Annotated in this window: 9 protein-coding genes; 2 read left to right on the top strand and 7 right to left on the bottom strand. The window is 41.8% G+C overall.

Annotated elements, in window-relative coordinates; all coding sequences use genetic code 11:
- Nucleotides 1–211: 211 nt before the first annotated feature.
- From ACHA99_RS01700 to ACHA99_RS01710, 3 genes are read right to left on the bottom strand one after another with little or no spacing between them, the layout of a single operon-like run.
- Entirely contained in the window at nt 212–3,010 is a 2,799-nt protein-coding gene (locus tag ACHA99_RS01700) for a family 20 glycosylhydrolase (protein ID WP_393940682.1), read from the bottom strand.
- A 28-nt stretch (nt 3,011–3,038) separates the two neighbouring features.
- Nucleotides 3,039–4,526 carry a methyl-accepting chemotaxis protein gene (locus ACHA99_RS01705; RefSeq protein ID WP_393940684.1) on the bottom strand — a complete coding sequence of 496 codons (1,488 nt, stop codon included), beginning with the start codon at nt 4,524–4,526 and terminating at the stop codon, nt 3,039–3,041.
- Nucleotides 4,526–5,539 (bottom strand): ABC transporter substrate-binding protein, encoded by a 1,014-nt coding sequence (locus ACHA99_RS01710; RefSeq protein ID WP_131525463.1) that lies wholly within the window; start codon nt 5,537–5,539, stop codon nt 4,526–4,528. The genes ACHA99_RS01705 and ACHA99_RS01710 overlap by 1 nt, the downstream gene beginning before the upstream one ends.
- Nucleotides 5,540–6,034: 495 nt before the next feature.
- On the opposite strand from ACHA99_RS01710, the gene ACHA99_RS01715 reads away from it, so the two are divergent.
- Nucleotides 6,035–6,952 (top strand): sulfite exporter TauE/SafE family protein, encoded by a 918-nt coding sequence (locus ACHA99_RS01715; protein WP_393940686.1) that lies wholly within the window; start codon nt 6,035–6,037, stop codon nt 6,950–6,952.
- Nucleotides 6,953–7,054: 102 nt separating this feature from the next.
- On the opposite strand, the gene ACHA99_RS01720 is transcribed toward ACHA99_RS01715, so the two are convergent.
- The 3 genes from ACHA99_RS01720 to ACHA99_RS01730 form a co-directional block, all read right to left on the bottom strand.
- The gene (locus ACHA99_RS01720; RefSeq protein ID WP_393940688.1) at nt 7,055–7,741 is read right to left on the bottom strand and encodes a SapC family protein; all 687 of its coding nucleotides are present in this window, start codon (nt 7,739–7,741) and stop codon (nt 7,055–7,057) included.
- Between the two features lie 44 nt (nt 7,742–7,785).
- Nucleotides 7,786–9,309 (bottom strand): tryptophan halogenase family protein, encoded by a 1,524-nt coding sequence (locus ACHA99_RS01725; RefSeq protein ID WP_330147347.1) that lies wholly within the window; start codon nt 9,307–9,309, stop codon nt 7,786–7,788.
- Between the two features lie 149 nt (nt 9,310–9,458).
- Nucleotides 9,459–12,083, bottom strand: coding sequence for a TonB-dependent receptor (locus tag ACHA99_RS01730; protein ID WP_393940718.1), 2,625 nt, complete (start codon nt 12,081–12,083; stop codon nt 9,459–9,461).
- 430 nt (nt 12,084–12,513) lie between these two features.
- On the opposite strand from ACHA99_RS01730, the gene ACHA99_RS01735 reads away from it, so the two are divergent.
- Nucleotides 12,514–13,530, top strand: a complete 1,017-nt coding sequence (locus ACHA99_RS01735; protein ID WP_131525952.1) for a LacI family DNA-binding transcriptional regulator — start codon at nt 12,514–12,516, stop codon at nt 13,528–13,530.
- A gap of 49 nt (nt 13,531–13,579) precedes the next feature.
- Here ACHA99_RS01735 and ACHA99_RS01740 read toward each other — a convergent pair whose 3' ends face one another.
- A complete protein-coding gene (locus tag ACHA99_RS01740; protein ID WP_105249931.1) occupies nt 13,580–14,869 on the bottom strand; it encodes an NAD(P)/FAD-dependent oxidoreductase in 1,290 nt (429 codons plus the stop codon).
- Nucleotides 14,870–15,003 lie beyond the last annotated feature (134 nt).

Raw genomic sequence — 15,003 nt, forward strand, 5'->3', positions numbered from 1 at the left:
TCACCTATCAATGCAGCGCTACCGTTGCTTATTATTTGCCGTTAATACAGCGCTCAACTTTAGTTAACTCAATGTTACAGCAAAAATGACAGCGTTGTCATTTACTTTTTAAGGCAATTCTTCATCTAAAATAAAATATCGGAAATCACTGACACAGAAAAACAAAAAGGCTGTATTTTATCTTTAAAATACAGCCAGATATAAAAACGATTTAGTTAACGATTAAACTTCGGCCTTTACGAATACCATCGGCCGCAATGGCTCGGATCTCAATCGGTGCAGTGACCGCCAATCCCGCTTGATAAACTTGCCATTCGCCATTGAGGCTACGGTATTCGAGTTTAAGGCCGGGATAGGCAATATTGGCAAACAGTTTACCGTCACGGATCTCGGCGCCGACCGTCGGTACGCGATAATCAATCCCCGCTTTATCTAGCTTGATAAACTCTTTGTGGCCCAAGGTATTCGCAAGTTGTCGCCACTCCTTTGCCTGTGCATCACGCATGGCTAAGGTAAAAGCCCCAGAGCTTTGGTTATACACAGCGCCTTGATACTGATAAGGCACTTCCCACGCAGCTTGATGCCAAGCACGCTCAGCCAGCATCAACAAACGCGGAAACACCATGTATTCAATCGTATCGTCACTGCGAATCGACTCACTCCAAACCTGCCCTTGCAAGCCAGTAAAGGGTTTGCCTTTCTCCCTTGGACCCGAGACTTTGTTACCCGCCTCATCAAATTTTATTCTGTCATCCGCTTCGAATGGCTGATTTTCAATATCGGTCCATTGCTCGGCGTTAGCGGCTAAATTATCAGGCATAAAGCTAAAGACTTTATGGCTATTGGTCGCGCGGCTCGCCCAGTAATAACCATGCTCTTTAGGATCGGCCTCATAGGGGAAGTCAAAGTACAACACCTCAGGATTAGAAAGTACGGTTTCCCAGCCGAGATTCGCCTGCTGATTGGCGCGCGAATGACCTTTGTGGGCTATCACATCCCAAATATTAGACTGCACCTTAGCGGGCATATTTTCAGGGCGAACATGGCTCATACCATCGCTCCATCCTGCTGCTTCAATGCCTTTTGCCGCTAACATAGTCGAAATTCGTTCAATAAAATAAGCGCCTAAGTCATCTATCGACTTAACGCCTTTATCGTTATGGGCGACAAATGCTAAACACTGCGGAGATTGTTTCCAAGCTCCCGCCGTTTCATCGGCCCCAATGTGGTAACGCGTCAATGGTTGACCCGCGGCTTGGTGTAACTTGGCAATTTCATCAATCACTTTATCGACAAAGTGATAAGTCGACTCCATACACACGTTAAGCGTATTGTCGTCGTAATATTGCACTGAAGAATAAACTGTCTTGTCATTTGCATCGGATAACAAATATTGCTCAGCTGCAGTGGTTTTCCCTTCAGCTTGCAATTGACGAGCGCCCGCATCTAAAGCTTTTACCGCTGTGCTAGCTTGATTTGCCGTTTCCTGGACAGGGACAACTTGCACTTTGCCCGTGTTTTTAAGCTCTACGTCTTCAGCCTGTAATCGACGAAAACGCGCATCCATCGCTTTAATCGCGGCGCGGCTATGACCCGGCATATCCATTGATGGGATCACTTGAATTTGACGCGCCTCGGCATATTTCACTATGTCGATATAGTCTTGTTTAGTATAGAAACCATTAACGCTCGACTCCGCAAAAGGACCACTGCCCAGTTGCGGTAACAGACAGGTATTTTCAGCAAGATCATGACAACGTTTACTACCGATGTCGGTCAGCTCAGGTAACCCGTCGATTTCGAGTCGCCAACCTTCATCGTCAGCCATGTGTAAATGCAGTTTATTGAGCTTATAAGCCGCCATTTGGTCGAGCAAATCCAGCAACAATTGTTTGCTGTGGAAATTACGTGCCACATCAATGTGCATACCACGGAACGGATAACGTGGGCTGTCTTCGATGGTCATGGCATTCATTTTCAGCGAATTCACATCCACAAGGCTTGCTAATGATGACAAACCGTAAGAGAAGCCCGCCGCATCATTGGCAGCGATCACAATTTCAGTTGGCTGAATATCTAAGCGATAACGGCCCTCATCCCCTTTTTGGCTGGCAAATTTCACCGTAATGCCACTCGCAGATTCAGCCACACCCAGGCGAGCTAAACGTGCCACCGCCGCCGCAACTTGACTCTTTTGCTCTGGGTTATCTTGCTGATATTCGAGCTTAATACCACCAGCAAGGGATACTGGTGTATCGGTTGAATGGATCTTCACCTTTTGTGGAGTTGGGATAATGGTATCCACAGCCAAGGCGGCATCTTCACTCACGCTTTGATTGGCTTTAAATAATTGCGTGGCATCGGCTGGCGCGAGTTTATCCGTTTCAGTGCGTTGATATTGGGTTTTAAAATTCGTAAACCCTTCAACATACGGACGCGTCTCTAAACCCGTTTCGGCATCTTTACCCACTTGAGTGCTGGCGATAATGACGGGTTCTAATCCTTTTGCTGCGAGGTAATAGTTTGGCATAGCGTCGGTTTCAGCCAATTGCCACGGCTCACCACGGAACGTCAGTTGCTTTTTCTCGCCTTTAACAAATCCCTTAAAAGCAGCCGTTGGCGTAATACGATGTAAATCGCCTTTAACGTGCGTTATCGTCAATTCACCGCTTTCAACCGATTGCACTGGGCGCATTTGGCTTAAATAAATTTCCCAATCTTGGCTGGCTAAATCCATACCGGGCACGAAATCAATTTGAGCGACAAAACAGCGGCCATCGGCTTTATCTTTTAGGCACTTATCGTCTGGCACATTCGTCACAACACGGTAAGTTACGACTAACGAATCCCCGAGTTGTTGTAACTGCGCTTGAGTTAATGCGTCCTGAGCTTGCTGTGTTTGAACCACAGCCTTATCGGCTGACGCTGCGTAAGGCGTCACAGGCGCCTCGGAACAGGCCGTTAATCCTAAAGCCAGTAAAATGGCGCTTGCTGAGAGTGTTTTTTTCATGATTATCCTTATCTAGCTCCAGAAATGGCTACAATCTGAAGGAAGTTACTAACGTCCGCAGTCTTTCCCCTTGGTGAAACAGTCGCTCGCTCGAGTGCGCTAAGTGCTCGCTATCGAGTGAGGCTGAACCTGAGACATTGGCAAGATCATTTAACGTGCGAGAAATCGCTTCGGTGACGCAGGTTTGCTCCTGTGCCGCATGGGAAACTTCGATGTTCATATTACTGATATTTGAGACTAAATCAGTCACTTTAGTGAGTACTAACTTAATTTCTTCCGAGCGGTTAACGCCCTGAGTTGAGAGGGCTTGGCTCGCTTTCATCACAGTGACTGTTTCGGCCACTCGGCTCTGGACCTGCTGGATCATCTTCTGGATCTCACCAGTTGCCTGTTGGGTTCGGCTCGCCAGCGTACGCACTTCGTCGGCAACCACAGCAAAACCGCGCCCTTGTTCACCCGCCCTTGCCGCTTCAATGGCAGCATTAAGCGCCAGTAAGTTGGTTTGCTCGGCAATACTGTTGATGACTACAACGACTTCATCAATCTTTTGCGTTTCTTGCTGTAACTGTGAAATAGACAGTGCCGAGCGGGCTAATTCAGATGCCAACTTACGGGTAATATCTAATCCAGAATCGAACTGCCGCTGACTGTCATCGACCGCTTTATCGGCCTGACTCGCTGCATCCGCGGTGCGCTTGGCATTAATGGCAACTTCGTTAGCACTGGCACTTAGCTGAGTTACAGCCGTCACTGCCGCCTCGGTTTCTTTTAGTTGGGTTTGCACGCGATCATTGTTGGTTTGCGACAGTGACCCCAGCGCTTTGGCATCGCCCAGTAATTGCCCTGAGGTTTCGTGCACTCTGGAAATCGTGCCGTGAATTTGCTCAACAAAACCATTAAATGCCTTGGCAAGCTGACCAATCTCATCCTGACTCTCAACGGGTAATCTGTGGCATAAATCGCCGTCACCGCTGGCAATTTCTTCCATGGCGCGAACCACATTCCCAAGTGGATTAATTACTAAACGTTTAAGAATAATGAAGATAACAATTAAACTGCCACCGAGAATTAACAACGCCTGCAAGAAATAACCTAAGAGTAAATCTGACAACTGAGCGCGAATAGGCAACATAGAAAACTGAATGGCCAATTGGCCCGTTGGGTTACCTTGATCAGCAAATTGAATTTCACGTTTCACTAGATACTCATCGGCCACTGTTTGAGCCTGTTGACTCTCGGCTAACACTTTACCGCGATGGTCACTCACGACAATATGATAAATCTGCGCAGATTTAAGCATCACAGATAGCACGGCTTGGATTTGTTCATAGTCGTAGGTGAAGATGGGCTGCGCCATGGTCACTTGTAAATTGGCGACGGTATTTTCTTCAAACTCAGTTTCACTGGCAGCCAATTTATCGCTCGCCAACCAGTAAGATGCACCGAACAGAACGCTAACAATCATAAAAATTGCTGCCGCTAACCCAATCTGTACTTTTAAGGCTAATGTTTTCATTATTTTGCACCTTGCATACTAAAAAGATCTAACCATAATTCTGTGCGCTCTATTGGTGTTAATGGACTTAAATCAGGTGTATCAAGACGGATAATCACCCGTTGTTCAAACTTAGCCTCACGGTACAGCTGCTCAATTTTAAGCTCGCGATTAAACATCTCATCAAAAGAGCCGTCGCTTACCATACTTTCAAGCCCGGCTAAAATGGCCGCAGCAAGTTCGGGGCGCTTAGGGGAAACAAAGAAATAAGCTGGCGAGCGATATTGCAGCAGGATATGGCTATCGACCTTAAGTGCGGGATCGGGGTGATTTGCGAGTTCTTCGCCAATTTCTTGGGCGCCGAGGGCAAGATAATCGAAACGCCCGCCTTCTAACATGGGGTATAAATTGGTGTACTGATAGCTAGTGACGACGGGTAATCCATTGGCTTCTAAAATCGTGGCATCGGGCCAATAACGATTTTGCCCCGCCTTTAACTGCCTAAAATCCGCCATGGTTTTCACATTAGCAAATCGTGCCTCATCCGATTTACGGATAATCAGCAGCCGATTACCGAGTAACCCTTTAAACAATGGAATGCGCACGGGAAGCACTGTTTCTTCCAATTCTTTTGAGGTCATGCTCCAAAACACGTCGACAGTCCCAGCGAGTGCTTCTTCAACCTTGCGCTTTTGATTCATTTGAGTCGACATTTCTTGCGCTTGATAACCCGAATCCGAGCGCCGCAGTGCTTCATCAAGTAACTTTAGCAACCATTCCTGCTGTATCGCGGTGGTGATTGTTTTTGAAACCTGTGCAGACGATTTAGACACATCAGAATTTGAAGCTAAATTATTTGTGGCTGTGTCGGCAGCAAATACAGCAAAAGAGGAAAATGCCGAAAAAAACGCTAATGCTATTATAAACAGGGGGATGCAAACCGTTCTTCTTGTCATGATGAGTGCGACATGGCCAATGACACTCGACATGCCAATTGCAATGACACGCATCGCAGCCGTTAAATGAATCGCCATAAATTGCAGCCTCTTTTATTATCTGGTTTATACCAGTGAGTTTTATTTATCTATGCCGCTAACGTTCAAGTGCTGAGGTAGGCAGTTGAGTAATACCGTAAAAACATCCTAAAAAAATGGCTGGGCACTGCTTACAGTACCCAGCCCACGCTAGTTTCTGGGGAGAGACTATCAAAATATCAAAGACAAACGTATCGCCGCCCGACAGCAATACTCCTGCCAAACACATGATAAGGAGACCTCATCCTCTCATGCAGACCTTACAAACAACGCGTCACACAAGCAGATGACAGCGTTGTCATTATTAAAGTACACAAGAAAGAACAGGATTTCTACATTTTTTTGACAATTATTGTTATTTTTTATGAAAATACATAATTAATGCTAATTTTTCATATACTTAAAATGTTTAATTTATTTATTCAAGCTTATGTGACAACGCTGTCTTTCATTGATAACATAGCGATAACATGACAAAGATCACGGTAGCTATTGATGAATCCCATTAACACACTTGTGCCCAATAATACCCAGCCTGCTCCGCGCTTAAATCGATATTACCTTAACCTCAGTTTGATATTACTACTCTGTGGAGCTTGGTTATTTTGGGCGAGCCATTTTCATTCGCTATTTGATCTTATCCAAGAATATGGACGCTTCGTTTTTCTAGGAATCACAGGAGCGATATTTGCAAACTCGACAGGAGCTGGCGGTGGCGTCATCTTTATTCCGGTATTTTCGAGCCTCAACTTTAGTGAGTCTCAAAGTGTCTCGACTTCATTTATGATCCAATGCTTTGGCATGACAGCAGGCGCGATTTCATGGTCACTGCATTATAAAAAGCACCACCGAGAAGATGATGCATGGTCTGGTTTTGTAAAAGCATCATTACTTGCAGCCTTCTTTTCTGTCTTAGGTTTCTGGAGTAGCCAATTACTACAACTCAATTCGCCCTCTTCGCTACACACCAGCTTTAGCATTTTCTCGATAGTGCTTGGTATCGCCATCATTATCAGTAGCAAAAGTAGCACACAAATCACTCGCTCTATAATGCTGGTCGATTTTCTTTGGCTCGCTCTCATTGGCTATTTCGGCGGTATTATCACAGCTTGGTTATCGGTAGGCGTCGGTGAATTAGTCGTCATTTATCTCATGATAAGGGGACTATGCGCCAAAATGGCGGTCGCCACTGGCGTTGTTGTTTCTGCGATTACAGTCTGGTCGGCAAGCCCTATCCATATTTTTTCAACAAATAGCCATGCCCTCTTTGAGCTAGTGTTATTCGCAGGTCCTGGCGCCATTATCGGAGGATTACTTGCTCGTAAATTAGCACTCTTTCTCCCAGTAAAAGTATTAAAACTCTTTTTCTCCATTTGGATCATTTTGACGGGTAGCGTCATGTTGGCGAGTTAGAAATTTATAAGTGATTCATATTCATTACTTAAATTTAAAGCTAGCATAAATAAATCGTATAATTTGATGCCACCAATACAGCATGACACCATTCTTTAAATGTTATTTATCCATAACTAAATCAATTAAACTAAGAGAACAAAGGTGTGCATAAATCACAGAATAAAATCCACGTTTTGCAAAATCCAGCATAACGCTTTCGTCTAGTTCATGAATTTTTTGTTCATCAACGGTATAAATACCATTAATGTTGGTCTTAGTACCGTCCAGAGCATTTACTGTTAATGTTCTAGGCTGTAATAGCTCATGCTGTATTAAAGTCTTAATAAAATGTTTTGTCATTTCCAGATAGTCAGCCTGAAGACTGGCCAACTCTAGCTGCGTATTGAGATAAGCAGTATTATCGCCATCAGCTGTAAACAAAGAATTTTCACCGCTTTCACACACAGACGAGTTATTTAGATCAATTCCAATAATGATTTCATTATCAATATAACTCGCACCAAAAGGATACAATTGAACTTGAATAGGTAAATAACGAGCAATCCATCTACCATTTATCATCAATTTGTTCGAGTTTTCTTTTAAAGATGTTACTGCTACAGGTAAGAATTCACCTGTTTGAGAATTTTTGGTAAATATAATAGGAAAGCTCGTCGCTGCTGACATGAACTCTTGAACCTGAAGAGGCAACATGTGCATGTTTTCAAAAAATTTATAGTCAACAATGTTTTTCACTTTTAAGTGTCTATGAATAGAATCATTCAAAGGGACATAATGTGTTGTCATCTTTATTTTCCTTGTTAATATTTTTCTATATAACTCGTACAATTCTATATAGATTGCAATCCGTAGAGACGGATTTTATCAAGTAGTTCTCTATGATCTGGCAACTCACTTATCATTTTACTTTTTAACAACGTCATCTTAGCCAGATGTTGAACAACGCGTTGATCAACTTCTGCATTGCTATAAGTTGGTCGAGTAGAATACTTCATACCGTAAAGCACATATAAATAATTTTCTCTGTTGAACACTTCAAACTTTGAAGGAAAATCCTCTGCGATTGGAATAAAATCTTGCCACATTTTAAGACGTTGTTTTAAGCCTTCAGGAATAGTTTCATCGGTGCGATTATCACGCCAAAAAGCAGAGTCTGACCTGTCGGATAAACAATAATGTAACTTAGCAAATTCAACGACTCTCTCCCACGCTTGAGAAACTGTTTCATTAAAGCGCTTAGCAAGATAATCAATATCATCTTTATCGGAAGGAAATCGCTCCGCAAGAAAGCGTGCAGAAAAGTCCGTCAGTAGAATAGATGTCGCTTCAATCGGTTCTAAAAATCCCTGTGCTAAGCCTAATGCAACACAATTTTTTACCCAAAACTGCTGACGATAACCAACTTTCATAGCAATTTTTCTATGTGAAAGATCGGCAAGTTGACCACCTAAGTACTGATCAAATGTATCTTCAGCTTCAGCATTACTCATATAATCAGTCGAGTAGACAAAACCAGTTCCACGTCTTTGCGTGAGGGCAATATCCCAAATCCACCCTGCCTGATGAGCCGTTGCAATCGTAAATGGCGGAATTTGATCTAAAGCCTGTGTGGGCACTTGAGCAACTAATGCTGTATTAATGAAGAGTTGGTGTGATTTATCAATAAATGGTACATCAAATCTTTTTGCTAACAAAATAGATTCAAAACCACTGCAATCAATATAGAAATCAAAAAATAACTCCCCTTTATCTGTCAACAATGAACAAATAGAACCATCTTTCTCTAAAGAAATATCATTTACCGTTGCATAAATATGTTCAACATTAAATCGTTCAATGGAATTTTTAGCTAATAACTTAGCAAACTTTGCGGCATTAAGATGGTAAGCATAACCCATAACGCCACCATACTCCGGAGTTGTTATAAACTTAGGTCCTTTATTTTCCTCACAAACGGCATGCTGTGGCGAGACTAAATCGGCAAAGTGCTCTCTTGGATGAGTTAACCAATATGGTGTCAAATCCTCACCCAATGGACTCGGCATATCAAAAAGGTGATGATAAAAATTATTGTTTCCGTGCTTTGCTCGATCGAGCCAATTTACAAACTTTATTGACTGTTTAAAAGTGACGTCACAAGATTTAATAAAGTCTGACTCACTTATACCAAAGCTTGATAATGATTTACGTATTGAGGGAACAGTCCCCTCACCAACACCAATAATGGGGATATCTAGAGATTCGATGAGCGTAATGGAGAGTTCTGGATTGTTCTTTAAAACCAGTCCTAAGTGATTAGCAGCTAACCAACCTGATGTCCCACCACCAACTATCGCTACTTTTCTTATAGTCATAGCATGATCCTACAATTAAGCATGAACACATTGAGTCATATATTGGATAACCATTAGTCCTTTAATATTACTACTTTTAATTTAACGCAGTTTAGTGCTTAATAAAAAGCCTAGCAATTGCTAGGCTCTTATTAATCTAACTAATTAAATTAGAAGCGTAACGCAACACCGAGTTTATAACGGGCTTCACCATCAAAACTCCATACAGGGTAATTATCTTTAAATTCACTAATAACCCCCTCTGCATCCACTGGAGATACACCTTTTTGTACGCTATCTTCTTCAAGTAAGTTAACCACTTCAAAAGTTAACGACAGATAATCTGTTAGATTATAGCTAGCACTTAAATCTAAGGTGCCATACGCTTGATGTTCACGGTTACCATAGAACCCTGGTAATTCACGCATCATATATTCAGAACGCCAGTTATAAGCTACCCGAGCTGAGAAATCATCCATTTCGTAGTAACCAACTAAGTTTACAGTATGTTTGGATGAGTCAGAGAATACTCCAACACGGTCTGCATAGTTTTCAGCTGGTGATGAAGCGTCTGCAAAGGTGTAGTTAACTGAGTAACCTAAACCACTATCGAATGAATCTTGTAACTGAAGTTCGATACCATCAATTGAGCCACCATTAGCGTTATAATTTTCACTTACAGTCCAACAATCGTAAATACCCGCACCACATGTACTACCACCAGCAGTGATTAAGTTGGGATCTTCAATTCCTATTTGTTGATTCAGTTTTTCTCTTGTAGAGATAAATGAACTTACATCTTTGATAAAGTAAGTTGCTGCAAATAAACCTTCTCCACTGAAGTACCATTCTAAACTTACATCTGCTTGTGAAGCTTTAAAAGGCTGTAAATTTACGCTACCGGTGACTTTCTTCTCGTTACCAGGAGTACCATCGTTGAAGCCAGGTAACTTAGAGGTTGCGAATAAATCGGCATAATTTGGACGTGAAATAACTTGAGCTGCTGAGGCTCTTAAAATTAAATCACTTGCAAGGTCGAATGCAATATTTACACTTGGTAAAACATCGTTATAGCTGGCTTTCTCAGTACTTAAACCATCAGCATATGTACCTGTTTTGCTGAACGCATAATAATCAGATTCAACATCAGTAGACACATATCTTAAACCGAAGTTACCACGAACGCCTTCACCAGCGAATGTAGCCATAGTGTAGAGCGCTAAATTCTTTTCTTGCAGTGTGCCATATCCTGATTTATCGAGAGTAAAACCATCGATAGCAGCATAGGCATCATTAATCATGTTATCAAAAATGGGCTTAGGTAAGGTGAAGCCTGCGCCAGATGACATAGTACCAGAATAATAAGCTGATGCATCTTTTGCTACTATATTAGAGGATTGAGCAGCCTCGGTAGTTTGAGTAACATCATGATCGGCATAACTAATGCCTGATTTAAATGATGTAATAGCACCTAGCTCAACAGGAATAGTAATGTCAAATGTCGCAAAGGACTCTTCATCAGTATTAGGTTGTTTTTTAAGAGCCCAACCCGCTGTTTCTAATTGTCCATTAAAATCAGAAGCATCAAATGCGTTGTTTGCAATGTTAATATCAATGACATCGCCAGTAGCATCATAGATACCCGCGAAATCTTCAGGTTTACCAATAGACTGACCATAGTTTGAAGTTAAATCGGTACCACCTTCAGCTTTGGTCTTACCAATACGACCTTCTAACTTATAAGCATCTGCCTGATATGCAAAATCCAAATCAATTGTGTCAGAAGACATACTCGCTTTACGTGCCCAAGTTTGAGCCCAAGCAAATCCACCTTTACCTGTGTGCTCAACTAATGTACACACGCCTGCAGCATTTTTCTTAAGGCAAGTATTTTCACCCTGCTGAGTAGGAAATAAGAAAATTGAAGTATTAGCATTGTTTGCATCAAGTTGAAGGCTCATCAAATTCAAACCAAACTCAAGATTATCAGTTGGTCTGTATTGGAATGCAGCATTAACAGCGGTACGCTCTCGGTCTTGCTGGAATGTGGTCGGAACTATCTCCCCCCAACCAAGTAAAGATTCGATACCATTGCGTTGATATTGAGTTTTATCTAAAGAACCTGCAACTAAGAAACCGAATTTTTCATCTTCCGTTTTCCAGCTATAAAGTCCTGAGGTTTGTGGATCTATCTCTTCGGATACAGTGCCGTAATCCCCCTTTGTACTTAAGAATACAGAATTTGCATCTAAATCTAATGGTTTACGGGTTTTAACAATTACAGTACCACCAATACCACCTTCGGCAATATCTGCCTGAGATGATTTGAAAACTTGAATACCGCCCACCATTTCTGGTGGTAATAGACTGTAATTAAAGCTACGGTCAATAGCTTGTTGGTCGAACCAACCCGTTGAAGCCACAGAATGACCATTTAGCAGAGTACTGGTTAACTGGCTTGAAGCACCACGAATTGATACTTGTTGGCCTTGACCAAATTGACGATTAACCGCGACACCAGGAATGCGTCCTAAAGACTCACCCACATCTCCATCTGGAAATTTACCAATATCTTCTGCTGTAACCGCATCCACTACAGCATCAGAAAAACGTTTGTCGTTAACTGATGCCTTCATTGATGCTCTCATACCGCGAACTTCAATTTTTTCAATATTTTCAGGTGCTGCGGTGGTTGCCACGGCGTCTGCAGCAACAGCGCTAATGGATACAGCACTGCCAAGTAGGATAGCAATATTTGTAGCTAGTACAGTTTTCTTAAAGGTTGATGGTCGCATCTCGTTTCCCTTCCATAACTTTATTATCGTTTTAGTATTCATAACCATTCCCCGAGGAATGACAACGCTGTCATGTCTAGTGCAAACATTACACAATAATTAACAGCCTTGCCACAACAAAATAACGATGGAAGCAAAAAAATGTCATAAAGCAGAATGTTGAATCAGTATTTTTATTAAAAATCATTATAAAACATGAGCTTTAATATTATGACGTAAATTTACAACTCCAAGCATAATTGTAACAATGATAAATTAACGCCAATTTGTAACAATTCAGGATTGCTAAGCACATCAAAAGCTCGCACTATAAGATGTATAAGTCAGAAAAAACTGATAAAAAATGTAAGCTTGTAAATTGCTGGTAAAGAATTTACGTTCATAGAACAGTTAAACCCCTCGCGACCTTAGACAAAGAGTTTTTACATCAATGAAAGTCACTATCAACGACGTAGCTAAATATGCTGGAGTGTCTATCAAGACAGTATCCCGTGTAACCAATAACGAACCTTCAGTGAAGCAGGCCACCGTTGACAAAGTGAACGAGGCGATAAAAGCACTTAACTACCAACCTAATTTAGCGGCAAGAAATCTAGCAGGAACTAAATCCTATGCTATTGGTTTTATTTACGATAACCCAAACGCTTACTATATTATTGATATGCAAAATGGGATCTTGTCAGCCTGTAAAGACAAGGGCTATGAACTTGTCATCCACCCTTGCAATGCCAAATCAGAGACCATATGCGATGAGCTTACAGCGCTAGTCAAATATTCTAGGCTCGCAGGATTAGTACTAACACCTCCCTTGTCAGAAGATCCTAAAGTACTCAAAGCACTCACTGAAATTGATGCTAACTATGTGCGCATTATTGCGGGAGAAAAAGACAACGATCAGAATGGATTGACTATTTTAGTCAACGATAAATTCGGTGCAGTTCAAATCACCCAGCATCTGATTGATTTAGGCCACAAGCATATCGCTTTTTTAAGCGGAGATTTACACCATGAATCCACCAAAGAGCGATTACTTGGTTTTAAACAGGCATTAACAATAAATAACCTAAAGCTGAATGAAAACTACATAATTGAAGGGAAGTACTCATTTGAGTCCGGTGTTGATGGCGCTAACAAGCTCATCAAACTAAAAAATCGCCCGACGGCGATTGTTGCTTGTAACGATGAAATTGCCGCTGGTGCACTTTTTGCGGCTCGTTTAGCGGGTTTAGACATACCCGTTGATTTATCAATTGTCGGTTTCGAAGATAGCCCATTCTCACGTCAAACCTGGCCTAAACTTACCACAGTACATCAGCCAAACGCAGAAATAGCTCAGGTTGCTACTGAATTATTAATAGCAAAACGTCGCGAGCAAGATGCCATATATTCTAGAACCTTTACTCCTGAACCTATCATTCGTGACTCGTCGGCAATTCCTAAACAATAAAAAAAGAGAGCATATTTGCTCTCTTTCTATCTCCTAAATCACATAGAAATCAATGTAATTTGAGCTTCGGACGCTGCCACTTCAATAACTTTTGTGCCACTCGATACACAATTGCCGAAAACCAACCATAAAGGCTGGCTAAATGCCTCTGATACAAAGAGATATACATCAATCTTGCTATATGGCCTTCAACAAAGAAAGTGCCAGAACGTAGGTTCCCCATTAAATTGCCTACCGCAGAGAAGCGGCTTAAAGACACTAATGAGCCGTAATCTTTATAAATAAATGCCTTTTCAGGCTTACCTTGTAATCGATTAACGATATTATCAAACAAGGTATCAGCCATCTGAGCTGCTGCTTGCGCCCTTGGTGGAACAGGCTGGCCAGAACTTTGGATCAATAGAGCGCAATCGCCAAGGGCGTAGATATCTTGATGACCTTTAACTCGCATACAATCATCAACTTCTACCTGATTTCGCGGAGTAATGGGCAATTTTGCAAAATGCTGAAATGCTTTTGGCCCTTTTACACCGGCAGCCCATACTTTTAAGCCTGCTTTAATCACATCGCCATCTTGGGTAATGAAACCATCACGAGTCACTTCTTTAACTTGAACACCGATATGTAAACGTATACCAATCTGATCAAGAACAGCTTGAGCCCTAGCGCTTACACGCTCTGGTAATTGAGGAAGGATTTTGGGTGACGCTTCAATCAAATGCACATCAAGATGATGCTTAGCGATATTCAGATAACCGTACTCTTTAACAGACTCAATGACATGATGAAGCTCTGCTGCCAATTCAACACCTGTCGCACCCGCACCGACAATACCAATGCTGACTCTTTCTTGCGTTTCATTTAATTGGAGTAAAGCGTCGAGTAATTTATGATGAAATAAATTGGCATTTTCAAGGCTGTCTAAGAAAATACAATGCTCATCAGCACCTAATGTATTGAAACTATTAGAAACTCCACCCAATGCAAGCACTAAAAAATCGTAATTGATTTGTCGTTGCTCTAGGAGCAACTCACCTTCATCATTATAGACTGCGGCTAACTGAATCGATTTAGCATCCGGCTCACACTGCTCTATCTCACCACGAATATAGCGATAACCGTTTTTAAGTCCATGATCGCGATAGAGTAAACCTTCAATAGATTGATCTATCACACCAACAGCGACTTCGTGTAATTTAGGCTTCCATATATGAATAGGACTTTTATCAATTAAGCACACATCGACGACATCACTACCGCCCCATTTACGGCCCAACTTCGATGCAAGCGCTAAACCAGCAGCACCACCACCCACGATCACTATTCTTTTTGTAGCCAAAATGACAACCTCATAAAACTCATTTGCGAGGCTAAGTTATACCATGTTACAGATAAGAGATAACTATATTAGTTGAGTAAAACAGGCTATTTTCCATTAAAGATATTTCAGAAACCCTGCAGTACTATTTAGTT

Origin of the sequence: Shewanella sp. S23-S33, from assembly GCF_043359565.1 — a bacterium.
In the GTDB taxonomy this organism is placed as follows: Bacteria; Pseudomonadota; Gammaproteobacteria; order Enterobacterales; family Shewanellaceae; genus Shewanella; species Shewanella oncorhynchi.

Bases quoted from the DNA above. Each gene is read 5' to 3' on its own strand.
- ACHA99_RS01700 (WP_393940682.1), bottom strand. From the start codon at position 3,010: ATGAAAAAAACACTCTCAGCAAGCGCCATTTTACTGGCTTTAGGATTA.
- ACHA99_RS01705 (WP_393940684.1), bottom strand. From the start codon at position 4,526: ATGAAAACATTAGCCTTAAAAGTACAGATTGGGTTAGCGGCAGCAATT.
- ACHA99_RS01710 (WP_131525463.1), bottom strand. From the start codon at position 5,539: ATGGCGATTCATTTAACGGCTGCGATGCGTGTCATTGCAATTGGCATG.
- ACHA99_RS01715 (WP_393940686.1), top strand. From the start codon at position 6,035: ATGAATCCCATTAACACACTTGTGCCCAATAATACCCAGCCTGCTCCG.
- ACHA99_RS01720 (WP_393940688.1), bottom strand. From the start codon at position 7,741: ATGACAACACATTATGTCCCTTTGAATGATTCTATTCATAGACACTTA.
- ACHA99_RS01725 (WP_330147347.1), bottom strand. From the start codon at position 9,309: ATGACTATAAGAAAAGTAGCGATAGTTGGTGGTGGGACATCAGGTTGG.
- ACHA99_RS01730 (WP_393940718.1), bottom strand. From the start codon at position 12,083: ATGCGACCATCAACCTTTAAGAAAACTGTACTAGCTACAAATATTGCT.
- ACHA99_RS01735 (WP_131525952.1), top strand. From the start codon at position 12,514: ATGAAAGTCACTATCAACGACGTAGCTAAATATGCTGGAGTGTCTATC.